The sequence below is a fragment of the Halobacteriovorax sp. HFRX-2_2 genome, assembly GCF_043196705.1.
Lineage (GTDB): Bacteria > Bdellovibrionota > Bacteriovoracia > Bacteriovoracales > Bacteriovoracaceae > Halobacteriovorax_A.
On the sequence record NZ_JBEBMT010000001.1, the window covers coordinates 436,129 to 460,302 of the forward strand.

At 36.7% G+C, this 24,174-nt stretch carries 31 protein-coding genes; 18 read left to right on the forward strand and 13 right to left on the reverse strand.

Going from position 1 to position 24,174, the window contains the following annotated elements; translation table 11 throughout:
• Window positions 1-6 precede the first annotated feature (6 nt).
• Entirely contained in the window at window positions 7-417 is a 411-nt protein-coding gene (locus ABMA79_RS02060; RefSeq protein ID WP_393089838.1) for a hypothetical protein, read from the forward strand.
• Here the strand turns inward: ABMA79_RS02060 and ABMA79_RS02065 are convergent, their stop codons facing one another.
• Complete coding sequence (locus ABMA79_RS02065) at window positions 418-897, reverse strand: globin domain-containing protein (RefSeq protein ID WP_392856820.1); 480 nt, start codon at window positions 895-897, stop codon at window positions 418-420.
• Between the two features lie 124 nt (window positions 898-1,021).
• Between ABMA79_RS02065 and ABMA79_RS02070 the strand changes: the two genes are divergently transcribed.
• From ABMA79_RS02070 to ABMA79_RS02080, 3 genes are all read left to right on the forward strand, one after another.
• Entirely contained in the window at window positions 1,022-2,041 is a 1,020-nt protein-coding gene (locus tag ABMA79_RS02070; RefSeq protein ID WP_393089841.1) for an ABC transporter ATP-binding protein, read from the forward strand.
• A gap of 93 nt (window positions 2,042-2,134) precedes the next feature.
• Window positions 2,135-2,680, forward strand: coding sequence for a YceI family protein (locus tag ABMA79_RS02075; RefSeq protein ID WP_392856815.1), 546 nt, complete (start codon window positions 2,135-2,137; stop codon window positions 2,678-2,680).
• Between the two features lie 86 nt (window positions 2,681-2,766).
• Window positions 2,767-2,949 carry a hypothetical protein gene (locus tag ABMA79_RS02080; RefSeq protein WP_392856814.1) on the forward strand — a complete coding sequence of 61 codons (183 nt, stop codon included), beginning with the start codon at window positions 2,767-2,769 and terminating at the stop codon, window positions 2,947-2,949.
• On the opposite strand, the gene ABMA79_RS02085 is transcribed toward ABMA79_RS02080, so the two are convergent.
• Window positions 2,946-3,770, reverse strand: a complete 825-nt coding sequence (locus ABMA79_RS02085) for an RluA family pseudouridine synthase (protein WP_392856811.1) — start codon at window positions 3,768-3,770, stop codon at window positions 2,946-2,948. The genes ABMA79_RS02080 and ABMA79_RS02085 overlap by 4 nt on opposite strands.
• Window positions 3,771-3,776: 6 nt before the next feature.
• Window positions 3,777-4,079 carry a hypothetical protein gene (locus tag ABMA79_RS02090; protein ID WP_393056396.1) on the reverse strand — a complete coding sequence of 101 codons (303 nt, stop codon included), beginning with the start codon at window positions 4,077-4,079 and terminating at the stop codon, window positions 3,777-3,779.
• A 29-nt stretch (window positions 4,080-4,108) separates the two neighbouring features.
• Here ABMA79_RS02090 and ABMA79_RS02095 point away from each other — a divergent pair, with 29 nt between their 5' ends.
• From ABMA79_RS02095 to lgt, 3 genes are read left to right on the forward strand one after another with little or no spacing between them, the layout of a single operon-like run.
• A complete protein-coding gene (locus ABMA79_RS02095) occupies window positions 4,109-5,008 on the forward strand; it encodes a radical SAM protein (RefSeq protein ID WP_393089844.1) in 900 nt (299 codons plus the stop codon).
• Window positions 5,009-5,030: 22 nt separating this feature from the next.
• Window positions 5,031-5,498: a DUF2489 domain-containing protein gene (locus ABMA79_RS02100; RefSeq protein ID WP_392856806.1), complete on the forward strand. Its 468-nt coding sequence runs from the start codon at window positions 5,031-5,033 to the stop codon at window positions 5,496-5,498.
• On the forward strand, window positions 5,498-6,295 hold the full coding sequence (lgt, locus tag ABMA79_RS02105; protein WP_393089847.1) for a prolipoprotein diacylglyceryl transferase: 798 nt from the start codon (window positions 5,498-5,500) through the stop codon (window positions 6,293-6,295). Before ABMA79_RS02100 ends, lgt begins: the two co-directional genes overlap by 1 nt.
• Here lgt and ABMA79_RS02110 read toward each other — a convergent pair.
• Complete coding sequence (locus ABMA79_RS02110) at window positions 6,252-6,458, reverse strand: hypothetical protein (RefSeq protein WP_021266340.1); 207 nt, start codon at window positions 6,456-6,458, stop codon at window positions 6,252-6,254. The genes lgt and ABMA79_RS02110 overlap by 44 nt on opposite strands.
• 91 nt (window positions 6,459-6,549) lie before the next feature.
• On the opposite strand from ABMA79_RS02110, the gene serS reads away from it, so the two are divergent.
• Window positions 6,550-7,830: a serine--tRNA ligase gene (gene serS / locus ABMA79_RS02115; protein WP_393089850.1), complete on the forward strand. Its 1,281-nt coding sequence runs from the start codon at window positions 6,550-6,552 to the stop codon at window positions 7,828-7,830.
• A gap of 4 nt (window positions 7,831-7,834) precedes the next feature.
• Here serS and ABMA79_RS02120 read toward each other — a convergent pair whose 3' ends face one another.
• Entirely contained in the window at window positions 7,835-8,371 is a 537-nt protein-coding gene (locus ABMA79_RS02120; RefSeq protein WP_392856802.1) for a GNAT family N-acetyltransferase, read from the reverse strand.
• Window positions 8,372-8,475: 104 nt separating this feature from the next.
• Here ABMA79_RS02120 and ABMA79_RS02125 point away from each other — a divergent pair, with 104 nt between their 5' ends.
• Both ABMA79_RS02125 and ABMA79_RS02130 read left to right on the forward strand, forming a co-directional pair.
• Window positions 8,476-9,585, forward strand: a complete 1,110-nt coding sequence (locus ABMA79_RS02125; protein ID WP_393056389.1) for a ParA family protein — start codon at window positions 8,476-8,478, stop codon at window positions 9,583-9,585.
• Window positions 9,586-9,587: 2 nt separating this feature from the next.
• Window positions 9,588-9,995, forward strand: a complete 408-nt coding sequence (locus ABMA79_RS02130) for a hypothetical protein (RefSeq protein ID WP_392856797.1) — start codon at window positions 9,588-9,590, stop codon at window positions 9,993-9,995.
• On the opposite strand, the gene ABMA79_RS02135 is transcribed toward ABMA79_RS02130, so the two are convergent.
• From ABMA79_RS02135 to ABMA79_RS02145, 3 genes are all read right to left on the reverse strand, one after another.
• Window positions 9,978-10,298 (reverse strand): hypothetical protein, encoded by a 321-nt coding sequence (locus tag ABMA79_RS02135; RefSeq protein WP_393089852.1) that lies wholly within the window; start codon window positions 10,296-10,298, stop codon window positions 9,978-9,980. The genes ABMA79_RS02130 and ABMA79_RS02135 overlap by 18 nt on opposite strands.
• Complete coding sequence (locus ABMA79_RS02140; protein WP_393089855.1) at window positions 10,282-11,220, reverse strand: HD-GYP domain-containing protein; 939 nt, start codon at window positions 11,218-11,220, stop codon at window positions 10,282-10,284. The genes ABMA79_RS02135 and ABMA79_RS02140 overlap by 17 nt, the downstream gene beginning before the upstream one ends.
• A gap of 88 nt (window positions 11,221-11,308) precedes the next feature.
• Entirely contained in the window at window positions 11,309-13,189 is a 1,881-nt protein-coding gene (locus ABMA79_RS02145; RefSeq protein ID WP_393089858.1) for a sensor histidine kinase, read from the reverse strand.
• A gap of 53 nt (window positions 13,190-13,242) precedes the next feature.
• Between ABMA79_RS02145 and ABMA79_RS02150 the strand changes: the two genes are divergently transcribed.
• The 4 genes from ABMA79_RS02150 to ABMA79_RS02165 all read left to right on the forward strand — a co-directional run bounded on the left by ABMA79_RS02150 (window position 13,243) and on the right by ABMA79_RS02165 (window position 17,064).
• Complete coding sequence (locus ABMA79_RS02150; protein WP_392856788.1) at window positions 13,243-13,890, forward strand: 2-hydroxychromene-2-carboxylate isomerase; 648 nt, start codon at window positions 13,243-13,245, stop codon at window positions 13,888-13,890.
• Window positions 13,887-14,444 (forward strand): peptidylprolyl isomerase, encoded by a 558-nt coding sequence (locus tag ABMA79_RS02155; protein WP_392856785.1) that lies wholly within the window; start codon window positions 13,887-13,889, stop codon window positions 14,442-14,444. Before ABMA79_RS02150 ends, ABMA79_RS02155 begins: the two co-directional genes overlap by 4 nt.
• A gap of 97 nt (window positions 14,445-14,541) precedes the next feature.
• Entirely contained in the window at window positions 14,542-16,401 is a 1,860-nt protein-coding gene (locus tag ABMA79_RS02160) for a hypothetical protein (protein WP_393089861.1), read from the forward strand.
• 3 nt (window positions 16,402-16,404) lie between these two features.
• Window positions 16,405-17,064, forward strand: a complete 660-nt coding sequence (locus ABMA79_RS02165; RefSeq protein ID WP_392856782.1) for a Type 1 glutamine amidotransferase-like domain-containing protein — start codon at window positions 16,405-16,407, stop codon at window positions 17,062-17,064.
• Here ABMA79_RS02165 and ABMA79_RS02170 read toward each other — a convergent pair.
• The 3 genes from ABMA79_RS02170 to cmoA are packed head-to-tail and all read right to left on the reverse strand — an operon-like array spanning window position 17,059 to window position 19,128.
• Window positions 17,059-17,439 (reverse strand): YbaN family protein, encoded by a 381-nt coding sequence (locus tag ABMA79_RS02170; RefSeq protein WP_393089864.1) that lies wholly within the window; start codon window positions 17,437-17,439, stop codon window positions 17,059-17,061. The two genes, ABMA79_RS02165 and ABMA79_RS02170, sit on opposite strands and share 6 nt — an antisense overlap.
• Window positions 17,439-18,368, reverse strand: a complete 930-nt coding sequence (cmoB, locus tag ABMA79_RS02175) for a tRNA 5-methoxyuridine(34)/uridine 5-oxyacetic acid(34) synthase CmoB (protein WP_393089867.1) — start codon at window positions 18,366-18,368, stop codon at window positions 17,439-17,441. Before cmoB ends, ABMA79_RS02170 begins: the two co-directional genes overlap by 1 nt.
• Before the next feature lie 7 nt (window positions 18,369-18,375).
• Window positions 18,376-19,128, reverse strand: coding sequence for a carboxy-S-adenosyl-L-methionine synthase CmoA (cmoA, locus tag ABMA79_RS02180; RefSeq protein ID WP_393089870.1), 753 nt, complete (start codon window positions 19,126-19,128; stop codon window positions 18,376-18,378).
• 169 nt (window positions 19,129-19,297) lie between these two features.
• Here cmoA and ABMA79_RS02185 point away from each other — a divergent pair, with 169 nt between their 5' ends.
• The 3 genes from ABMA79_RS02185 to ABMA79_RS02195 all read left to right on the forward strand — a co-directional run bounded on the left by ABMA79_RS02185 (window position 19,298) and on the right by ABMA79_RS02195 (window position 22,254).
• Window positions 19,298-19,942 carry a hypothetical protein gene (locus ABMA79_RS02185; protein WP_393089873.1) on the forward strand — a complete coding sequence of 215 codons (645 nt, stop codon included), beginning with the start codon at window positions 19,298-19,300 and terminating at the stop codon, window positions 19,940-19,942.
• Window positions 19,939-20,691, forward strand: coding sequence for a response regulator transcription factor (locus ABMA79_RS02190; protein ID WP_393089876.1), 753 nt, complete (start codon window positions 19,939-19,941; stop codon window positions 20,689-20,691). Before ABMA79_RS02185 ends, ABMA79_RS02190 begins: the two co-directional genes overlap by 4 nt.
• 105 nt (window positions 20,692-20,796) lie before the next feature.
• A complete protein-coding gene (locus ABMA79_RS02195) occupies window positions 20,797-22,254 on the forward strand; it encodes a nitrogen regulation protein NR(II) (RefSeq protein WP_393089879.1) in 1,458 nt (485 codons plus the stop codon).
• 8 nt (window positions 22,255-22,262) lie between these two features.
• Here the strand turns inward: ABMA79_RS02195 and grxD are convergent, their stop codons facing one another.
• Both grxD and ABMA79_RS02205 read right to left on the reverse strand, forming a co-directional pair.
• Window positions 22,263-22,652 (reverse strand): Grx4 family monothiol glutaredoxin, encoded by a 390-nt coding sequence (gene grxD, locus ABMA79_RS02200; RefSeq protein WP_392856768.1) that lies wholly within the window; start codon window positions 22,650-22,652, stop codon window positions 22,263-22,265.
• Between the two features lie 88 nt (window positions 22,653-22,740).
• A complete protein-coding gene (locus ABMA79_RS02205; RefSeq protein ID WP_393089882.1) occupies window positions 22,741-23,394 on the reverse strand; it encodes an alpha/beta hydrolase in 654 nt (217 codons plus the stop codon).
• Window positions 23,395-23,503: 109 nt separating this feature from the next.
• Between ABMA79_RS02205 and ABMA79_RS02210 the strand changes: the two genes are divergently transcribed.
• Window positions 23,504-24,139: a 50S ribosomal protein L25 gene (locus ABMA79_RS02210; protein ID WP_392856764.1), complete on the forward strand. Its 636-nt coding sequence runs from the start codon at window positions 23,504-23,506 to the stop codon at window positions 24,137-24,139.
• Window positions 24,140-24,174: the final 35 nt, after the last annotated feature.

The following is a 24,174-nucleotide window of genomic DNA, read 5'->3' on the forward strand; positions in this document are numbered from 1 at the left end:
TAATCCATGAAATTAATCTCACTCTTATTATTTACTCAATTATCTTTCGCTAGTATTGGCGGTAAGTGGCTAGGCACTGGAGCTGTAAAAACTCCTAAGGCAACTCAAGAATGCTCTGAAGTTTATTTTCGTTTATTCTACGATGGGAAGAAATTTAAAATTCAAGAGGGTGGTTACAACTGTAATGGCCTTAGTGCTGAATATCCATACTCTGTCTTTGATGTTAAGGGCCCACTTCTTTACTATAAAGGAGAGGTTTCTGGACTGATCAATAATGACGAGTTAACGATCTATTCTAAAGAAGATGGCTTTTCTCTACGCTTTTACTTTGTCGCTGAAGACGAAGTTGAGGTCACTGAGTCTTGGAAAGAGGGTAGTGATTACTTAATTATTACGTCGAAACTATTGAGAAAGTAATTAGGCGGCCTTTTTAAAGGAGTCCACTCGTTCCTTGTTCTCTAAAAAATCTTCAAACTCCCTGCGTAGGGTTGCATCAACCATTCCGTCTGAAATATATTCGGCCACATAGTAGAAGCACTCACGCCAAGCTTTTTCTAATTTGGGATTCCAGGTGTTCATATGAAAGAGCATAAGGGTTTGAATAAATGCTTCTTCAAAAATGGGAAAATAAGTCTCAGATACTTCGTACTTAATTTGATTTCCTCCCAGTCCTTGGAGGTAGTATTTTAAATACTCTGGATTTTTTAAGTTATTGATCGTGATACTAAGGGCCCTGATAAAAGACGCTTTCAATTGTTCGCGGTCCATGTGAGCGAAAACTTTTTGCATGCCTGGCTCGAGAATAATGACATTGTCAAAGAAGGCATTTGTAAAGTTTTTAAGATTAGGCTCAATTCTCCTAAATGATTCAGTAATTAGTTCCTTATCAAAGCTCATAAAGTCTCCTGGGCGCTACAGCTTACTCATCGTTGGCAACATAATTTCTTTTGAATTAAGATTTCTTAAATTCTCTCCAAACCCTGTATTTACAGATTGTCCTACTTAGGAGAGTCTAGGGTTAATGAAAGTTTTAGCAGTAAATAATTTAACTTATAATTTTGATCAAAAATCAATTTGTCAGTTTGATAAGATCTCTTTCGATCTTAGAAAGGGTGAGGTCTTAACTCTTCTTGGGCCTTCTGGAACAGGGAAGACGACTTTATTCAATATCCTTACTGGAAAGTTAACACCATTAAGTGGTGAGGTTGAAAAATCAGAGGGACTTAAAATTGAAATGGTCTCTGGTGTTGATAACCTTAACTGGGACTTAACGGTTTTTGAAAATATTGAAAGTCATTTACTTGCTCACGAGCCAAGTGCCGATACGAATCGCGTTCGTGATATGATTGAAATTTTTGGCCTAGAATACAAGGATCACAAAAAGCTCGATCAACTTTCGGCCGGACAATTACAAAGACTTCTCTTTGCTCGCTCAATGGTCATTGCACCAGATGTACTCTTACTAGATGAGCCATTTTCAAATATCGATGAATTTCTTAAAGCAACTCTATGCCATGAAATTTTTGAAATTTTTAAAGAGAATGAAATCTCATTAGTTTTTGTCACTCATAATTTAAAAGAAGCGTATTCATTAAGTGATCGTATTATTTATCTTAGTGGCGCTAAACTTCAGACTTATCAAAAACCACAAGACTTCTATGATAGGCCTCTGTCAATTGATGCTGCTCGCTTTGGTGGGATGATCAATCTCGTTGCAGGACCTATTGTTGAGAGAAATGGTGACAAGGTTGTCGTAAAAAATGACTTTGGACAATTTGAAGTTATGGATAATCTCAAAACAAATAACCAATTTGTCTACTTGGCCTTTCGTCCGAAATTTTTAAAATTAGTTGAGGAAGATGGACACTTAAAAGGGCGAGTGAAGGCAATTATTAGACATGGCGAATATGACTTCATTGAAGTTGCAACCATGAATACCAAGGTTCTAAGATTTCAAATGGCCGACTCATCTAAGGTGAGTGTTGGCTCACAAGTAAAGCTCGCTATTGATCTTGAGAATGCCTTTCTATTGCCGGTTTAACTAATCTTTACCAAATCTTAATTATTGGCACATCGTGTTTTCTCTTAGAATACTTACAACTATTGTCGTTGTGGTATCGTTGGAGGAAAGAAGATGAAATTATTAATTATCGGTTTTTGTATTTTACTTTCAATTCTTGCATTCGCTAAGGATATTGATACCGATAAGAGTTTTCTAAAATGGCATGCAAGCAAAGTTGGTGGCCAGCACTGGGGACATGTTAAATTCTTAAAAGGAACAATCGAACACGACGATAAGGGCGAGCCAGTGAAAGGATCATTCACTGTTCAGATGAATACAATTGATGTTCGTGATCTTGAAGGTGAGTGGAAGGATAAGTTACAAAATCACCTTCGCCAAAGTGACTTCTTTGAAATTGAAAAATACCCAATCGCGACTATGGTAACGAAATCAATTACAAAAATTGCAAAGAATAAATATAAGGTTGTGGCAGACTTTAAGATCAAAAAGGTAACACGTCCTCTAACTTTTAATATGAATTATGACGGCAAGAATGCCACGGGAAAAGTTAGCTTCGACCGTACAAAATTTGGCATTAAGTATCGATCAACTTTATTGGGCACTGTGGCAGATAAGGTTATTCACGACAAAGTTGATTTAGAATTCAACGTTCAATAAGCTGAAATTACATAGTGAATTTGAACACGTAGCGCAAGACTAAGTAATAGATGCACGTAAGTTTATTCTATGTTAAGTTTTGGCGTATGAAAGCCGGAAAAATCGAAATCGCATTCTTTGAAAAAGACAGATACCTATTCCCAATTAATCGTCGTAGCAAGAATCCTATTGTTGACTACAAGAATGAACTGATTAAGAAATCAATTGCAAAAGAATTAAATCTTAAGGTTAAAAATATCGACCTAAAAGATTATAAGAAACCTAACTAGAATAGCCTCTTGTCTTGAGGTAATTCGATAGTAACAAGATTCCCACTTCTCCATGGATCATCAAAAACAAGTTTAGATGCGATAAGGGCAAGGCCTGTATCGTTCACATTTCCTTTCCCGTAACGAGGATCACCCATTACTGGAAAACCTAGTTCTGTGAATTGAATTCTAATTTGGTGCTTACGTCCTGTGATGAGATTAACTTCAACAAGGGCCGTCTTTTCAAGATACTTCTTAACTTCGTACTCTAAAATGGCCTTTTTACCATCGATAACACTTTCAAGACGCTTGGCCTTTTCCGGCTTTCCTTTAATCTCGGCCTGATATGTTTTTTGAATTTTATGATTCTTAATCTGTTCTGAAAAAGCACGGGCAGCTTTCTTAGTATAAGCAATCATCATTAGACCGGCCGTCTCTTTATCAAGGCGGTGGATAAGAAATGGTTCACGTCCAGTGCGTTTGTGAATCTCTCTTATGATCGTGTACTCATCACCATACTTTGTCCCTTGGCACAGAAGCCCTGCTGGCTTGAAGTAAACTCCATAGTGGTGAGTCTCATGCATGCACTCAACAGTGCTCATATCAAATTCTGCAATATTTGGATCAACGTAAAGCTTGATCGTTTGACCGCGTTTGATTTCATACTTGGCCTTACGAATTCGCTCAGGCTTAGCAGACTTTGTCCAACAAGCACCTTGCTTCATAAGGTTTTTAATTTTTATCTTTGATAGCTCAATTCCTGCTTTTGCACATTTTTCTGCAAGTAGGTCTGCTGCCGTTGTATCTGAATAGGCCTTTGCCGTTACACTAAATTTCTTCATAAATTATTATCCATTAAAATAAGGACAACCGCTGCATCCACTCTGGCAACAGTCATTAATATCGGCTTCTTCATCAACTCTTAGGTTTGGTGAAACAAGAGATAGGGTATAAGTTTTTACGCCGCGAACATTTCCGACTAATGTGAAAAGTTCAGGGCTTTCAATTGGTGTCTCCATTGTTCCTAAGTTTAGAGATAGGGCCAGATGGTGAGCTATCGAGTGAGAATCACAAAGAATATTGAATTGTGCCTCATTATTTAGAGTCACTAGGTATTTCTCTGCATATGATTCAATGATATATTCTTTCATATATAATCCAAATCAATTAAGGTAGCGCCATGTTTTATGACTTTCCGATAAAATATCACGAACCTGTTTTCCGTCCTCCTTCTGAAGGGCGTTCTCTCCTTATACAACAAACCATTGGTTGCTCCAATAATAAATGTACATATTGCAATATGTACCGTTCTAAGACTTATAAAGAGAGAAACAGCGATGAGGTAATTGAGGATATCAAGAAGGCGGCGGCCTATTACCGACGCTTTGAAATGCGCCCCTCTAAAGTATTTTTATGTGATGGGGATGCTCTTGGGGCCCCTACTGAGGATCTTTATAAGAGCCTTTTGGCAATTCGTGAGGAATTTGGAGATATTCGCGTGGGAGTCTATGCGACGGCCCAAAATATGCTGGATAAGACGCAAGAAGAACTTTGCTACTTAAAGGAAGCAGGCCTTGGTATTGCTTACCTTGGAATGGAATCTGGTTGTGACAAAGTCCTCCATATGACAGTTAAGGGAAATAGCGCCCAAGATATGATTGATGGTTCCAAAAAAGTTATGGATGCGGGGATGAAATTGTCTGTTATTGCCATGCTTGGACTTGGTGGCAAGAAGCATACTGAGACCCATGTAAAAGAGACATCACGTGTTCTATCTAAAATCTCTCCAGATTATCTGTCATTTCTTACGACAATGGCAGTTGAAGGAACCCCATATTACCGAATGGTACAGCGTGGCCTTGAAATGCTGACAACCAAGGAAATTCTAGGGGAGATGCACGATATCTTATCTGGCATTGAGGCCTCTCGAGAAATTTTACTTAGGATCAATCACGTCTCAAATATGTATCCAATTGGAGGGAGTCTTCCTCAAGATCAGGCCACGATAATTCAACAGGTTAAGCAGTGGTATGAGGAAGCGCCAGAAGGAACATATCCACCAAAACCTTCACATATGTAGGATTTCGCAGTATAAATTGGCCATGACTCAACAACAGTATAATATCGCATTTATCATTTTATCAGTTTTAGTATTCATCCTTTCAATGGGAGTAGGCTTCTTCTATATCAAGCTTAAGCAAGAGACGAAAAAGCGTATCGCCGAACATGACAAGATGGAAGCAAAAGAGAAAGAGAGACAGGCCTTTGTTCGTGACAGCCTAATTACAATTGCACGTGCCTTTGTCCAAAAACAGTGTGAAGCAAGTGAGGCCTGTATTCGCTTAAGAATGCTTATTGACCGCGTGGACTTTGTTGAGAATGAAGAATACCCAATTATCTTTTCGATGTATGAGGAAATTAAGCACTTTCCAACTCATCAGGCCCGCAAGGACCTATCAAAACAAGAGCGCTTCTCACAAGATAAGGAGCGATTTGCCATTGAAGACAAACACATGGATAATTTAACTATTGAATGTAATAAGCTAATAACAAATCTTATGGTTAATTAATGCAATACTATGTCCACAATCTTAATCCAATTGCTATCGATTTTTTGGGTGTTAAGATTGCGTGGTATTGGCTGGCCTACTTCTTCGGCTATTTCTGGACACTCTATTTAGGAAAGTATCTCATTAAAAGAGAAGAGCTAAGTGTCTCTTTTCATCATTATTTAAATTATCTCTTCTCTGGCTTCTTTGTCATGCTGGCCGGTGGGAAACTCTTTTATATCTTCTTCTATAACTTTAGTTATTATGCTGCGGACTTAAAGCGCGTTCTTTACTTCTGGCAGGGAGGAATGAGCTTTCACGGTGCCCTGATTGGGGGAGCTCTTTGGACTTACTACTACGCTAGAAAGCATGGGCTAAAATTCTTTGCCCTAACAGATATCGTTCTAACAACTGTTGGGCCAGGTATTATGTTTGGCCGTATCGCTAACTTTATTAATGGAGAGCTTGCGGGAAGAGTTTCAGACGTTCCTTGGGCCGTCATTTTTCCAAAATTATATGATTCTAATCCTCGTCATCCTTCACAGCTCTACGAAGCCTTTTTGGAAGGGTTAGTCTTATTTCTTATTTTATTTATTTTGAAAAAGAATTTAAAAAGACCAGCTTTAAACTCTGGCCTTTTTCTTATCATCTATGGAATTGGTCGTTTTATTGTTGAGTTCTTTCGAACTCCTGATCCACAAATTGGGCTCTTCTTTAACCTCTTTTCTGTGGGGCAATTCTACTGTTTTGCGATGATACTCATTGGAGTGGCAATTATTTTTTGGCCTTCTCGTTTATCGCATTCTCGTACTGCTTAAGTAATTCTGGGTCAACTTCTGTTGGTGTAATTTTACGGAAACTCTTGCGAGCATTAATCATATTTTCACACTTATGGACGGCACCGTCACCTTCAACTGGAACGTTTTTACGTCCATCTTTCATCCAAGTAATTTCTTTTCCACAATAACGACATGATGCCATGAGTAACTCCCTGATTTTAAAGCAATTTAGAGTGTCAATTTTAGTGGTTTTGGGTTATTCTAACAACTATAAAAATAAACTGGAGTGCATAGTGTTAGATATCAAATTTATCAGAGAAAACGTTGATTTAATGAAGGATGTAATTGCGAACAAGCGAATTGGACTTGATCTTGATGAACTTCTTTCAGTTGACTCTAAACTCTCTGAATTAAAGACGAAACAACAGGATTTACAAGAGAAGAGAAATGCTCACTCGAAATTAATCCCAAAAGCATCTAACGAAGAAAGACCAAAACTTATTGCTGAAGGTAAAGAAATTGCCAACGAGCTTAAGGAAATGAATCCAGAAATTAGTGAACTTGAAGAAAAGTTTAAGGCACTTATGTACGTTGTCCCAATGGTTCCATCTAAAGATGCACCTGTTGGAAAAGACGATAGTGAAAACGTTGTAAGCCGTGTTGAAGGTGAGAAGCCAAACTTCTCATTTGCTCCAAGACATCACGTTGAAATTTTAGAAATGAACGAATGGGCAGAGTTTAAGAATATCGCAAAAGTTTGTGGTTCACGTTCTTACTCTCTTAGAAATGATATGGTTCTTTTAGAGATGGCCATGCACCGCCTAGCTCTTGATATGCTAACAGAAAAAGGCTTCACACTTGTTTCATCACCATCGATGGCAAGAGAAGACGCTCTTTATGGTACAGGTCACTTTCCAACTGGTAGAGAAGACGCTTACTATATTCCAGAGCATGATATCTATCTTTCAGGAACAGCAGAAGTTCAATTAAATAGTCTTCACGGTGGTGAGATTATCAATGAATCAGATCTGCCAATTCTATACGCTGGTTTCTCTCCATGTTTTAGAGGGGAAGCGGGAAGTTACGGTAAGGATGTAAAAGGTCTTATCCGTGTCCACCAATTCCAAAAAACAGAACAATTCGTTATCTGTAAAGGTGATGAAGCGGAATCTGAAAAATGGCATAAATCACTTCTTGAAGCTGCAGAAGAATTCTGTAAGGCACTTGAGCTTCCATATCAAATCCTAGAAGTATGTACAGGTGATATGGGTGCTGGAAAATTTAGAATGTACGATATTGAGTGTTGGGTACCAAGTGAAGAAAAGTACCGTGAGACACACTCATGTTCAGCACTTCACGACTGGCAAGCAAGAAGAACAAATACTCGCTACAGAGATGCAGATGGAAATGTTAAGCACGTTTTCACTTTAAATAACACGATGGTTGCAACGCCAAGAATTCTTGTTCCTTTCATTGAAAATCATCAACAAGAAGATGGTTCAATTTATGTTCCTGAGAAATTAAGAGCATATATGGGTGGAAAAGAAGTTCTTAAAGGACGTAATCGCCAATAAGTGATTAAGAGGGAAGGATCAGGCTTATGGTCTGAACTCCCTGCTCACTTCGTGATAACTTGAGCTCACATCCATGCGTCTTTGTCATGGATTGGGCCAAGCCTATCATTTGCGTATTTGTACTAAGCATCTCTCCCTTTAGGATTTTTACTCCTCGAGACCTCGCCTCAAGAATTAATAAACTTAGCAATTCCTTACCAATACCAATGCCTTGGTATTTATCAATGATAGTAATGGCAAACTCTGCAATAGCTGGATTGTCTCGTTGAATATCAAATCTTGCAACTCCCATTGGATGAGAGGGACTTGTGATTGTTGCGACACCGATAGCATAGTGAAATCTCTTATCGTATTCGGTGAGATTGATTAGCTCTTTAGCAGTTAAACCTTTCTTTGCACCAAAGAAGCGGTGATAGATGGACTTCGGTTCCATTTCATGGATACCTTCAAGAAGCATCTTCTTATCAAGAGGGCCGATTTCACGAATCTGTGCTTTATGGCCTGCAAAATCGTAAATATGGTCTAGAGCTAAAGCTTCCACATCGAAATAGTATCACAGCTTCATTTGAGAGTATGATTTTTTTGACACAGCCTCCACTAAATGCGTAAAATTATAAGTAAAGTACTTATGGAGGAGACTTAATAATGGATAATTTCTACCCACTTAAAAAAGTGGCCGATATATATGGTGACCCAAATTTAAAATTTGAGATACAAGATCTAGAATCTGCCGGGCAAATTCCGGCCTCTCGTAAGTACAGAAGTGGTGCAATCTTTAGAAAAGGTTGGCCAGTAAATTTACTTCCAAAAATAGGCGAACAAGTTGGTTATTTCAAGAAATTTGAAAAGCCTACTTCGGTTTGTGTTTTCACGACAAAGGGTGGAGTTCTTAAATCGACTCTTGCTCTAAACCTCGCGCGTACAGCTGCACTTCATGGACAGCGAGTATGTGTTGTTGGACTTGATATCCAAGGAGATGTAACAACGTCACTTGGTTATGATACTGAGTCTGATGACAGCGGAAGCCTTGATGAGCTTATTCAAAAACTAGATCAGACAAAGGGCCTATGTGATTACTTCTCTGGTGAGGCAACTCTTGATGAAGTGATCGTTCAACTAGGAATGCCTAATTTATTTATTATTCCAGAGACACCTGAGCTTGTTGCTCTTAATGACTCATTAAATAATATTAACCGTCGTGAATTTTGGTTAAAAGAAAGAGTGATTGATCCACTTAAGGAACACTTTGATCTTGTGATCATGGATTGCTCTCCAAATTGGAATAAGCTAACGACTAATGCTCTTGTGGCAAGTGATGCACTAATTTCACCTCTAGAGTGTAAGATTAATAACTTTAGAAACTTCAGAGTTTTCTCTCACTTCCTAAAAGAATTTAAAGATGAGATGAGACTAGATTTTGAATCAATCTTTGTTCCAACAAAGTATTCAACAAATAAGAAGTTAAGTAACGATATCTTAAATTGGTACTATCAGAATGTTACTGGTTGTACGACTGTTGGTATTAAAGAGTCAGTAAGTGCTGAAGAGGCGATGGCGCTTAATCTTTCAATTGCAGAGCATGCAGCAGGAAAGCCCATTGCAAAAGACACTGTTGAGTTATTTAAACAAATCCATCAGGCGATCTCTAATTATCACATAAGAAAATCAGAACAAAATCAACTTCCCGGACATCAGGCACGAGTTTTTGGAGGCCTAGGGCAAGCTAATTTTGGAAATTTGAGTAATAGGTTTTAATTATGGCCATTGGTTTAAATGATTTAACAGCTAAGAAACAGGCCAAAAAGGTTGAGGTTGCCCCAGCTGTCGTTGCTGTTGAAGAGGTTGTTGTTGCGACACCTGAAGAAGTTATGGAGAAGCAACAAAGGCCATGGGAAGGAAAGTTTCAGGCCCAAAAGAGTTCTGTGGCAAATCAGGCCGTAAAAAGAGCAAGAGAGATTTCTGCTAAGAATGAGCTTCATGCAAAAGAGCTAAGAAAGAATTTTACTAGTGCACAGAAAGAATTAGAAATTAATCAATATATTGAAAATCGTGAGAAAGAGTTTATCGACTTAGATTCGTCTAAGAATATGCTTAAGTCAAAGAATCGCATCAGAACACAGCGATCTTTGTTTAAGAGACTAAGAGATTCAATCTTTAGGTCTTAAACTCTTATCGATATTAAAATTATGAAATTCTTTTTCATTAAAACAGTGAAGAATTTTAGGGGAGTACTTCTCGATTACATCTTTCGAGTTTGCTCCTCTAAAAAGCTCATTAAAGGCATTTGAGCACACTTGTTTTGTGAATTTATGCTTGATCCCACTACATTGCTTAATAAAATCACATGAATGAGGATAGCCTCGATAGCACTTCATTGATTCTATATCACATGTATTTTCATCCACTATCTTTGTATTGCATGAAGAAAGTAGAAAAATTAAAACTGCTAAGCTAGACAATATTTTCATCGATTAATATATCCTTAAACTTGTTAATGACATCATGCTCGTAGTGATCAAGTTGATTCATTGTTAATTCAGTTAGCGCATCCCTTGCATTTACTTTGTGGACAGTAACCATTTTATCGTAAGTATTTACAAGAGAGATAATCATTATAGGTAGGCTTAATTCCTTTAAACGATTTGGGCCAGCGCCACCTTTGACTTCTTCATGGTTGACGATGAGCTCAAGAACTTCCTTTGTTACCCATGGTTTATCTTTAAGAGCACTGACGGCATCTTTAACGTGAAGGCCATAAACTCTTTGCTCATCTTCACTCAACTCTTCTTTCTTCTTTTTAAAGAGCTCTTGATCTTGGCTATTTAAGCGCGTGATTCCAACATCGTGGAGTAGACTTGCAGTCGCAATATTTGAAATCTCGGTATCATTACAACCTGCTCTGATAGCAAGCCTAGTGGCAAGTGTTGCAACATTCATTGAGTGTTCAATAATTAAATTTGTATCGACAGTTTTTTTATCAAAGAATTGTTTTAAGGCATCTGGCCCTGAAGAGAGAACTTTTTTTAACTGAGCGGCAGCAAGCTCTGTCATTTGATAATTTTCTTCTTTATCTGGAGCCTTCAGTGTTTGTTCGATTGCCGTCTTACACGCACCATCAACGACTTCAATCTTTTCTTCAATTGGTATGTCAATATCCTGAAGTTTTGAATCAAGAAGGTCTTTAATATATTGCTGATATTTTTCAACATCTGCTTCAAGAATATAGAACTTAGCAACTTGTTGCTTATTTAGCTTTTCAAGTTTCTCATGTGAGATTGCACTGCCTGCCTCTTGATACTTAAGATAGGTCTCTTTAAAGTAAATATATAAATCAAACGTTATGACGCTTTCTGCTTCAATTGTTGTGATTCTTAGAGGGTAGTAATCCATAAATCCTAATTCATTAAAACTAATAATAAAGTCTATTAATTTAATTTTATGGTGAATTTAGAATTTACACAACTATAGAGACTTAACACTATTTGTGTTTATTGAGAGGAATATAAAGTGCCACAAGAGTTCCAACGGGTTTTCGCTCAATTGTGAACTTTATCTTAAGTAATTCGCAATAAGAGCGAATAATAAAATAGCCAAAACCGGAACCTTTTTCTCCTAAGGTACCAAAGCTGATTCCTGTATCGATCTTATTATAGATTTGTTCTAACTTCTTTTTCGTAATCCCAATACCATTATCATAAACTTCGAGCTTAAGCGCTTGATCCACCTGTGTGCAAGAGATCTTGATTAGTCCTTGATTCGGAGTAAATTTTATTGAGTTTGAGATGATATTACCCAGAATCTGGTGAGTGAGGATTGCAAGGTTAGAGTAGACCTGTAAGTCCTCAGAAGTCTGAGGGATTTCAATTTCTATTTTCTTTCTTTCACACTGAGGAGAGAAGATCGTTACAATATTATCAAGTAAGCTTTTAACCTTCACATATTCGAGGTGCGGCTCATTATTGATTAACTCTTGTTCTGCCTTAACATTATCTAAGATGTCTTTGATATGCATACAGGCCGAGTAAACCTTAGGCCATGCCTTCGTTTCTTCAACATACCCTCGACGAAGATAGCGACTTGAGTAACCGACAATAACAAAGAGAGAGTTTGCAATATCATGAGAGAGTACTCTTAGGAGGCGAATATACTTTTGCTGATCCAGGTTTTTAATGAAGTTAATTTCATTTTCTTTTTGAAGTCTATTGATCTTTAGACTTAGGGCAATTGATAGGGTGAATGACTCTACCATATTTCCTAAGAGAATCGAGTTTTGTGTAAAGTCATTGTCTGTAAAGTGGCCGTAGATTGTCGCAAAATAGGCGAATATACCAATGTTCATGATAAGCCATGAAAGTAGATAGACTTTTGATTCAATCGTCGGCTGTTTTACGTTTGTATAGATTGAAATATAAATGATAAAGATAACTAGACTTAAGATATAAATATCGACGAGTGGCCCTATGATAAAATTAAACGAATCAAAGAATGGGACGATAACTGAGATGATTAGAGCAATTGATACGACTGCATAAATCTTTTCTAGTCTCTTTATAACTGGACTCTCAAAGAAGTCGATACTCAAGAGGTCCTTGGTAAACTTATATAGGTAGTTACACGAGATCATCGCAAAGACACCTAGATATTTCACATGATTACTTAAGGAAAGGATACCCTGTGTGTAACCAGATAAGGCCAGAACAGAGTTAACCATAAAGAAAATAAAGACTGAGTAGACGATATAGATCGATGCTCTATTAATGAGGCCAAGAATTAGGTTATAGATGAGAAGAGTACACATAAAGCCTAGATAAATAGAAAGGCTTATGATTCTAGTCTGTTCCTCTTTTTGAATATACTTAGTGTCTGCCAGTAAGGCCTTAGTATCAAATTTGTGTAGACTATGAGTTTTGAGAACAATCGTTTGTTGCTCTCCCGGCCCTAGGTCTATCCTCAATGACTTGTGCAGAGTTGTATTTGCATTTATTTTTTCGACAGGAAATTCAGAGACCTTTTGTGATGCTAAATCCACAAGATAGACTTCATGTAATTTAAAAGTATGGGTATTAAAATAAAGCTCTTTGTGAACAGAGTGGTCTAATGTATTTCTAAAGTTAAAACGTAGGTAAATATTTTTATTTGTATAATCAAGATTTACAACAGTCTTGCCGTTGCTTTTAAAGCCGTCTGGTGTGTAGTGCTTCTCATCAGTAAGCTTGTATTCGACATACCTTGAAATATTATGATTTTGATCTTTGAAAGTCTTATTATTAATCTGTACAATTGTCTGCGTTGCGAGAATTTCTTTTGCTGGAATGAAAAGAAGAAGTAATAATAAGAATCGAAAAATAAAATTAATCACTAAGAAAGTATAATTTTAATTAAACAAACTTTAAATAACAATTGTGTAGATAGATGAAAAAAAACTTGAATTTCTATTTTGACTTCACGTCTCCTTATTCATACCTAAGTATGATGCAAATAGACGCAGGGCTTCTGGCCGAGAAGTATGAGATTAATTATTGCCCAGTGATGGTGGGAAGGCTTTTTGCCTTGAATGAAATGAGTGCACCTGCGCAAGTAAAGAACAAGGCCTTGTACTTATTTAAAGAAGCCTTGAGAAGTGCTGAGCACTTGGGAGTAAAACTAACTTCACCAAAGATGCTTCCTTTTAATTCTTTACCTTACTTAAGAATGGCCCTCGGTCTTAAGAATGATAAATTGAAGCAAGCAGCATTTATTCTTGAAACATTTCATTATGGTTGGAAGTATGGTCACGATTTTAATGACTATAATCAGTTTAAAGAGTTTATTACGAAAAAATGTTTGACACCAGAGGAGTACGAACGTTTAGATAGTGATCGTAATTTAAAGAAAGAGTTAAAGCTTGATATTAATCGTGCCTTTGATAAAGGAGTCTTCGGAGTTCCAACATTTGAAGTTGACGATGATTTTTATTGGGGCAATCACAATATTGACTTTCTCGCAAAAAATAAATTTTTAGATTATAATGAACACGAAGAATTTATTAACTTTAAAAAATTCTTCGAGGAAGAAAAATGAAATTGAAATTAAAACTACTTTTTATTCTATTAATTGGTCTTAGCGTACATGCAAACACTAAGGTAATGATGAAAACTAATTATGGTGACATCACAATTAAGCTTTATGATAAAAAGGCACCTGAGACAGTAAAAAACTTTTTAAGCTATGTTAACTCTGGTTTCTATAATGGAACTATTTTTCACCGTGTAATAGATGGATTCATGATTCAAGGTGGGGGATATGATACAAGCCTTAAGAAGAAGAAAACAGAAAAGCCAATTAAGAATGAGGCGACTAATGGCCTAAGTAATGTTCTTGGAACAATTGCGATGGCAAGAACTTCTGTTATTAATTCAGCAACTTCACAATTCTTTGTGAACGTAAAAGATAATACTTTTCTCGATCATTCAGGGCCAACGCCATCTCAATATGGTTATGCAGTATTCGGAAAAGTTATTAGTGGCATGGCCGTTGTTAATCGAATCAAAAAATCAAAAACGGGAAGAAATGGCCCATTTCAAAACCTTCCGGTATCAAATATCGAAATTAAGAAGGTTTACGTCCTTCCTTAATCCTGAAGTTTTACAAAAATACTCAAGTATGTAGCTCATAAATAGCAAATTCTTCGTAGGGAAGAATTTGCTATTTTAGTTAAGATATAATCTGAGTATGGGCTCATTAAAGATAAGTAGCAAAACAAATAATAAATTATCGAGTAAATCGAATTTAAGTTATTCTAAATTTAGTCAAATTAATGGCAAACATCCGCTCCAGGATAGCTGCCAAGATTCCTTTATTACATACCAGGTACGAAAGAGGCATGGGGGAAGTGTTGCTTACTTTAACTTTGAGCTAGCAAAGGAGATGGGATTAATCCCTGAGGAGCATGAAAATACCCTTACTAAAGATCTTGCTCAAAAAATTCTCGATACATTCTCTATCGTGATCATTAATGAATATGATATTGAAAATGGTGTTGAATACCCAGAAGATGAAATCTTACCAAATCGCTATATGGCAACACGCTATCTTCAGCTACAGCACCCGAATAAGCAGGGGAAGACCTCTGGTGATGGGCGCTCTATTTGGAACGGAACAGTCAATCACAATGGCCTTACTTGGGATATCTCAAGTCAGGGAACTGGGGCAACGAAACTTTCACCTGCAACTCATATACAAAATAAGTACTTTAAAACTGGTGACCCTTCAATTTCATACGGTTGTGGCTACTCTGAGTTTGATGAAGGACTTGCAACTCTTATGTTTTCAGAAGTTATGCAAAAGAATAACTATGAGACAGAGAGGTGTCTTGCCATTATTAAGTTTAAAGACAATATCTCAATCAATGTCAGGGCCAATAGTAACTTAATTAGGCCTTCACATATGTTCAATCATCTAAAGCAGGCCAATTATAATGCCTTAAAAGATATCGTTAATTATTATATTGATCGCCAAAAAATGAATCATGATTGGCAGAAGGTTCCTAAGACAACTAAGGCGAGATACCGCTACTTCTTAAAGAAGCAAGTTGAGGTCTTTGCAAAGCTTGCGGCAAATTTTGAAGATGACTATATCTTTTGTTGGCTGGATTGGGATGGAGATAATATCCTTATGAATGGGGGAATTATCGACTATGGCTCAATTAGGCAGTTCGGGCTCTACCACCATGAGTATCGCTTTGACGATGTTCAACGCTATTCCACAACAATTAAAGAACAAAAGGATAAGGCCAAGTATATTGTTCAATCCTTTGTACAGATTGTGGATTTTTTAGAAACGAAAGAAAAGAAACCTATCGCTGAATTTGCAGCAAGTGAGTATCTCGAACAATTTGATGAAATTTTTGAGACTCAAAAGAAATATAATCTAATTTCAAAAATAGGGATTTCTCCGAAATATCATGATTGGTTAATTCAAAAAAAATCTCAAGAAATTGAAGAGCTACAAAGATCCTTCTATTATTTCGAAAAAGCGAAATCAAGCTTTGGCCTCTATGAAGTTAGTGATGGAATTTGCTGGGATGCAATCTTTAGTATGCGCGATATTCTCCGAGAGTACCCTCAAATGATATTGAGTCGAGGAGAATGGATTACTCGTGAGGAGTTTATTAATATCGCTAAATCTAGTTATGCAAGTAAGGCCGACTTAGAGATCAATTCATATCGTGCGAATAAAATTGATTCTTTTCAAGATTCTTATATTAAGTTACTTCACTTGGTTTCAAAGAAATCAAAGAAGAGATTTGATGAAGTGTTATTAGAAGTTGTTATGCGCTCTTCAATCATTAATAAGTATGAAAGAGTAACTGGGGATAGTATCGCACGCATCGTTGAATCAATGATGAAGAAGTATAAGAAGTTTGATCCACAAACGATTTTCAATGTGGTTCATGACTTTAGAGAACATCAAACATTCGACCCTGATAATATCAGTCCGAAGAGTGAGCGAGTTGCGAATGAGAAGAAGCATCTAAAGCCTATCGTAAAAGAGCTTCTAAAAATTGTAAGAGATTACAGAGAAGGCATCTAGCAAATGAAAATTGGACTATATGGTGGCGGCGACTTTTGTGACAATGTCGAAATTGACGAGCATATCCTTGAGCTTTGTAAGAGCGATTCACCAAGCATAACTTATATACCTGCAGGATCTTATGAATCTGAATTAGAATTCATTGACCTAATCATGGCCTATAAGAAAATAGGTTTTAAAAGGTTTATTCATCTTCCTGTTGATCATGAGTTTGATCGAACACTAAAAGAAGAGGCCCTTCAAAGCGATGTGATTCATCTTGGGGGAGGGAATACTTTTTATTTTTTAAAGCACCTCAAAGAAAGTGGGATGTTTGAAGAGCTGATTGAGTATGTAGGGCGAGGAGGAATTCTAACAGGACTCTCTGCTGGCGCCATTATCACAACTCCTAATATTTTAACGGCATCTTTCCCGCCTTGGGATCGCGATGATAATGAAGATAATGTAACTGATTTTGAGGCCATGAATATTATCGACTTTGAATTCTTTCCACATTATCGCAAATCAAAGCGTTACGATGACGAATTGAAGAGACATTCGATTCTATCTCGCTATCCAATTTATGCCTGTCCCGATGGAAGTGGACTTGTGGTTACTGATGAAGAAATTGTTGTTCACGGAGAGTGTTATATTTTTGAAAAAGGTCAGAAGTATAAATTATAGCTTTCTCTTACTCGGTCTTGTCAGTAAGAAAACAATAACCCCAATTCCAATTAATGAGACGATAACTTTTATCGTTGGATCAACTTCTACGTAAATCAGTGAGTACGAAAAGAGGGCCACGATCATTGAGATGGCAATGATTTTTGACTTCACACTAACGACACCATACTTATTCCAATCTGTGATTATTGGCCCAAAAATTTTGTGGTCAAGGAGCCACTGGTAGTACTTCTCATTACTTTGAGAAAAGAAGTATGCACTTAGTAGCAGAAAAGGAGTTGTTGGAATAAGAGGAAGAAAGATACCAATAAAGGCAAGAATCACAAATGCAATTCCAAAGCTTAGGTAAATGGCCTTTCTGCTCTTATTGATCATTAAAAAGTCTTTATTGGTGAATTAGGCTTTTTCTTTGCTCTAATACAAAACCTTACTGGAGCAGGATAGCCTTCAACTGTTTTCGTTTTATCTTCAGGATCTAAGAAGTCTTCAAGTGATTGATGTGGAGGTGGACACCACTTTGTTTGTCTCTGCTCTTCAAAATTAGTCGTTGAAACAGAAACAACTTCCATATCAATAAAGCCAGTACGATTAATCCAATTCTTTAGACAACTAAGAGTTGGTAGAAACCATACATTTCTCATCTTTGAATAACGGTCTTCAGGGAAGAGACAGATCGTTTCTTCTCCAGGAATACCAATTGTCTCCATAATCATTTCTCCGCCTGGAACAAGAGACTCTCTAATTGAGATTAGCTGCTCAAGAGGATGACGGTGATGGTAGAGAACTCCCATTGAGAAGACGACATCAAAGAATGATCTAAAATTTGGAAGGTCTTCAATTCCAAATAATTCAAATTTCAAATTATCGTACTTTTTAAAGTGATTGATAAACTCAAACTGGGCCTGATTGTGTAGCACTGGATCAATTCCAAGCACTAGTTTTGGATCTTGCTTGGCCATCTCAAACATATAGTAGCCGTTATTACAGCCAACATCTAAGACAACCTTATCTTTCAAGTTTGGTAGAGATTCTTTTAATCTTTGCCACTTCTTATCTGAGCGCCATTCCGCATCGATATCGAGCTCGCCAACTTGAAAAGGTCCCTTTCGCCAAGGAATAAGTTTCGTTGCTGTTTCTAGAGTTTCTTTTGAATCCTCTTCAAGAGAAGGAATGATATCAAAAATCTCTTTGTATTCTTTTTGGTACTTTGTACGAAACATTTGAATCTTTTCGGCCTTAAGCTGTTTTAAAGATTCAATATCAACTCGATTACCAAATTTTTCTAAGTATTCTAAATTATCCATTCTCTTCCTATTTGATACATAGGTAACAAGCAAAATTATACCATCTAAAAATCATTTCAGATTTCTTAAATCCTGCTTCATCAAGCATTTTAAGTTGTTGTTGTGGTGTAAGAGGTCTAAGAACATTTTCGAGGGCCTCTCGCTTTTGAGCTATTTCCATCTCACTATAACCATTTCTACGTTTAAAATCGTAATAAAGATCAATGAGTAAGTTATCAATTTGCTCGTCTTGGCAGATGATCTTTTCTGCTAAGATAAAGCAGCCATTATCATTTAGGCCATTGTAGATATTTTTAAGAACATCAAGGCGTTCTTCGACCGGTAGGAATTGAAGCGTATAGTTCATGATGGCCATACCAGCATTTTCAATCTTTACATCAGTAATCGACTCTTCTAGTAACTTAACATTTTCCTGTAGTCCGTGAGACTTAAGCTTCTGTGCTGCTTTTTCAAGCATTGGCCTTGAAGTATCAATTCCAACAAATTGAGGTAGCTCTTTATCATTTTGGCGAAAGTAGTCGGCCATTAAAAGCATTGTTGTTCCTGTTGAACAACCAAAGTCATAGACAGTACCTGATTCGTAAAAGCGTCTTGTCAGGTCGATGATAATTTTATGAATCTCGTGATAATTTGGAATACTACGTGACACCATGTCGTCAAATACTGAGGCCACATCTTGATTGAATTCAAAATCTGAGATTTTTTCAATTTTCTTTGCAAAGACTTCGTCTTTACCAGCGTTTAAAAATTTATTTTCCATGTGGCGAAACTAGAATATCTTTTGGATATTGTCCAATCTAGTATAAAAAATACTCCTTCTTTCCTCTTTAATTTCAATAGTTTACTGATATGCGTGATTTTTTCCTTTGAATAAGCAATATTTATTGGTATGTAAACAAAATATATATTGAAATAACAGCGCAGGTTCTATGAATAACGAATTGGATAGAGGGGAAGCTTTTAACGAAACGCTAAGAGTTTTATCCCATGATTACTCGGGGCATATGCATTTGATTAGATTTTGTATTGATGAGTTAATGCAAGATCAGGATCAAGAAAACCCTTTTGTGAAAAAATTAAACCAAGGTCTTGAACGCTTTGAGAATGATCTAAACCTTCTTAAGCAATCGACGCCATATTTCTTAGATGAAGAAGTTCCTTTAAGTAAAATTGCTGCAAGGGCCTTCGGTCAAGCACGTATCTACTTAAAGAAACATTATGCAGATTTAACATGGAATATTGAAAACGACTCAACCGTAAAAGGTTGTGAGGCCAATGATTTATGTGAGATCTTGTTCTCTTTTGCCCACTTATTTTCGACTTTAGCAAAAAAAGAAGGTCGCGAAACATTTCATATCACCTTAGAAATTAAAGACGAGTTAAGAAAATTAATTTTTATTAAGTCAGAATTAAACAAATACTTAAGACAAGAGTTAGATTCCATCTTAAACTTAGGTGACGAAAACGAAAAATCATTAAGAAGATATATCGGAATTCATAACTTCTTAGCGAAGGGAAAGGATTACGAAATTCTTGATGGGGACAACAATTTATCGGTGAGGTTTGAATTATGACAATGGCAACGGACAAGGAAATTTGGATTTTAGAGGATGATGAGGGATGTCGTTTTGTTTACGAACAAACGCTCGTTCACCGCTACAACAACTTAAGATTCTTTACTTCAATTGAAGAGTTTCAAAAGGCTCTTTCTAATACAGAAAAGAATCCTGCACTTATAATTGCAGATCTTATGCTTGATGATGGTAACTTTATGACGTACCTAAATCACTCAAAAGATCGTCGCTTAATGGTAATTCCATTTATCATTGTTTCTAGTATTGATGATATCGATGCTCTGAGATTCTGTTTTATGGAAGGTGCTCTTGATTACTTAACGAAACCATTTAAGAAAAATGAATTAATCGTTAAGATCGAGAATGTATTTAATGGTAGCCCAAGAAGAATGGTACAACCAATTGCTCACAAGTCGATGCTTCTCGATGGAAAAGAAGTTGAACACTTAACTAGTAAGCAAAAACAACTTCTGGGATTATTTATTAATTCTCCACATCGCATCGTAAGTCGCGATGATATCTTAGATAATGTTTGGGGCGACACAACTGTTCACCCAAAAACTGTGGATGTTCACTTATATAACCTAAGAAGAAAACTTCATGACTATGGTTATATCATTCGTTCAGAAGGTGGCGGTAAGTGGTCACTCATTCCTGATACGTATGAAAAAGCTGCAAGTACTGATGAATCAAATGTTTCATCTAGTAGTAACGATAGTGAAAACTCAGTATCAGAAAATTCATTATAATTTTTAATTTTTTAAATCGCCTCTACTACTAATAGAGGCGATTTTATATTTAGAAGAAGTTGATTTAAACCAATTATAGTCAATATGATTGAGACGAGACGCCAAGTGAATAAACCGAATAGTAGCTTCAATAAGGAGCTATTAAATTCGAATATCCATTATTGTCACATCGATTTTGATGGGGTGTGTACTTACGTCAATGATCTCTATCTTGGTTATGGCCTAAATATTGGAACCAATCTCTTTAAGTATACTCCTGACGACAAAATGGAGTTCTTCCTTAAGCAAGTTGAAAAAGCAAAGAAAGGAGAAGCATGCCACTTCTTCTCTGAATGCATAAATTTACTAGGGGAGAGAGACCTGTGGGAAGTTTGGCTTCAACCAGGCTACTCAGCAACGGGGAGCGAACCTTCTTATATTGAGGTTTATAGTCGAAATACAAATGCTGGCCCTGAAAATTTCATCTCTACTTTATTTAAAAATTTCTATACCGCAACTGATGATGACTTATTTATTTTAAATAATCAGCTTGTTATCTTAGATATTAATAAGGTGACAAAGCAAAGTCTTGTGGGTGCAAAATTTTCTGAAGTTATTTTTGATGATGAAGAATATCTCTTCTTTTTAAATACTTTTGAACAGGCAAAGCGTCTTGATGGTGTTGCTCTTAAAGTAACTCATCCTATTTATCGAAAGCGTCGTTCAAAGAAGCGCTTTTGTCGTATTAGTGTTACCTATATTGTTATTCAAGGTGTTGGCCGTTATATGGTTCAGATTCGTGATGTTCATCAAGAACATACCAATCGTGTCACCCTAAAGATGCAAGAAAAGCAATTTGAAGAATTTGAAAGATGGCGCTCTCTTGGGCAAATGTCTGCTGGTATTGCTCATGAAATAAATAATCCATTATGTATTATTCGCATTCAGGCCGAACAGCTAAAAGATCGTTATGCAGGAAAGATCAAAGATTCTGATCCTGGCTACCTAAAGAAATTAGAAAGTATTATTAAGCAAGTCGATCGTATTGAGAATATTGCAAATAGCTTGAAAATCTATTCTCGCTCGTCAAACTCCATCACCAAAGAGGTTCATAATCTTGATAAATTAATTCAAGACTCTTTAGGGCTTTTCCAGGCGCAAACTGGGCGTGAGATATATATCGATTTTAAAAATCCATTTAGTGAACTTGAGGTTGCGTGTAAGAAGAATGAATTCTATCAAGTGGTTCTAAGTCTTCTCACAAATTCGTATCAGGCAGTTCATAAATTTGATAGTCTCGAAAAATGCTGGATTAAAATTTGGGTAGAAGAGTCAATGCTTGATCACTATACCATTTATATTCAAGATGGTGGTGACGGAATCAAGGATAAAGACGTTAAGGATATTTTTACGCCTTTCTTTACAACAAAAGATGTGGGCGAGGGAACTGGGCTCGGTTTAAGTATTTCGAAAAAATTAGCGCTTGAAAATAATATGATTCTTGATTTTGAAAAAGACTTTGAATTTACAACGTTTTCAATATCGCTAGGCCAAAACGTTGTAAGGCCTAGCGTCGATTCTTAAAAAACTAATTAGCTATTTAGAACTTCTTGTAATTGTCCTGATTGGAACATTTCAGTGATAATATCGTTACCACCTACAAGCTCACCCTTGAAGTAAAGTTGTGGGTAAGTTGGCCAGTTAGAGTAAGCTTTTAGTCCTTCTCTAATATCCATATCTTCTAAAATATTAAATGTCTTATATGGTTTACCTACAGAGTTTAACATTGCAATTGTATTTGCAGAAAAACCACACATTGGCATATCAGGAGTTCCTTTCATGAATAAGAAAAGATCAGCTGACTTAATTAGTGTTTCGATTTGAATATTAAGTTCTTGTGACTTATCAGCACCAGAAACTGCTTCTCCTTGATTAATAGGAGTTGATTCTTTACCAAGAATGTTGAATGGATTATCGCTCATATTGATTCCTTTATTTCCTGAGTTTCAATTTCTTCTATCTTACCTAATAATGGCAGTTTTGGAAATAGCTTAGGGTAAGTGTCGGAAATTAAAGACGCTCATTCAACCAGTTACGCAGTTGAATCACTTCATCGATATCAATTTCATGCTCCATTTCATAGGCATGGAATTGCGCATTAGCTCCCAGGGCCACCAGATGCTCAATTCCTGCTTTCGTTTGATTAATATCAATAACGGGATCAAGACTTCCGTGGGCACAGAAAATATCTGTATCTTTTAGGCAAGTTGACAGCTCTCTTGGGCGTCTTTCTGGGTAGATTCTTGGTGACATGAGAATAATTCCCCCAAGCTTGTGATCAAGCTGGTAGGCCGTTTCAAGGCTAACACAACCACCTTGTGAGAAGCCTCCGATAAATATATCGCTATAATCAATATGCTCGTTATTGGCCACGATCTCATCAATGATCTTTGTTAAAACTCTGACACTATTTTCTATTCCTGGAACTGGATTATTAGGTGGAATATCGTACCAACTGTAACCAAAATAATACTTCTTTGGAGCATTAAGTAGTAGGTAGCTAAGGCCTGTGACATTAATTTCTTGAGTAAATACTTTATACGATTCTAGGCTATCACCTAGGCCGTGAAGGATAATCATAACCTTTTGTGAACTAGTTGGAGTGATATCACTTGCGGGTAGATAGAATGAGTCGAGTAGCTGTGTTTTTAAGTCGGTTTTCATAGGGAAAAAATATGTGATTGTGTGTTTTTATTCAAGTTTTATCTAAATTTTTTTTATGAACGGTCGATAGAATACTATCTATTGAATCCACGGAACACAGGAGGAAAATGTGTCAACAACTAGTATTTTAAAAGTTGAAACAAGAAAACCGGGAAGATCAACAACTCAAATGAGAAAAGACGGATATATTCCAGGAACTATCTACGGCAAAGGTTTTGCAGGAGCTCAATTCATGGTTCCAAAGCAAGGGCTTTCAAAGTTTCTACACACTTCAGGAAAAGTATTTGAAGTAGAGTTCGAAGGTAAGAAACACCTTGTAACTCTAGCAGATGTACAAAGAGGGCACCTAGGAACGGACTTTGTTCATTGCTCATTCCACAAAGTATCAGCAAAAGAGAAAGTTGTTATTTCTCTTCCAATCCACTTTGTTGGTGAAGCAGTTGGAACAAAAGCTGGTGGTCTAGTTAACTTCAATATGCATGAAGTTGAAGTAGAAGGTCTACCAAAAGATATGCCAGAATCACTAGAATTCGATATCACTGGTCTTGAGCTTGATGGACACTGGTCTCTAGAGCACTTCACTCTACCAACAGGTCTTACTTGGGCACATGAGCCAACTGCATCAGTTGTTTCTTGTCACCTACCAAAAGTAGTTGTTGAGCCAGAAGTTGAAGAAACTGAAATGGTTGTTGAAACTCACGCTGACGCTGAAGCGGCAGAGAAGAAAGAAGAAGCAGCTTCATAATTTTTAAAAAATGATTATGTTATAATGAGGGGAAG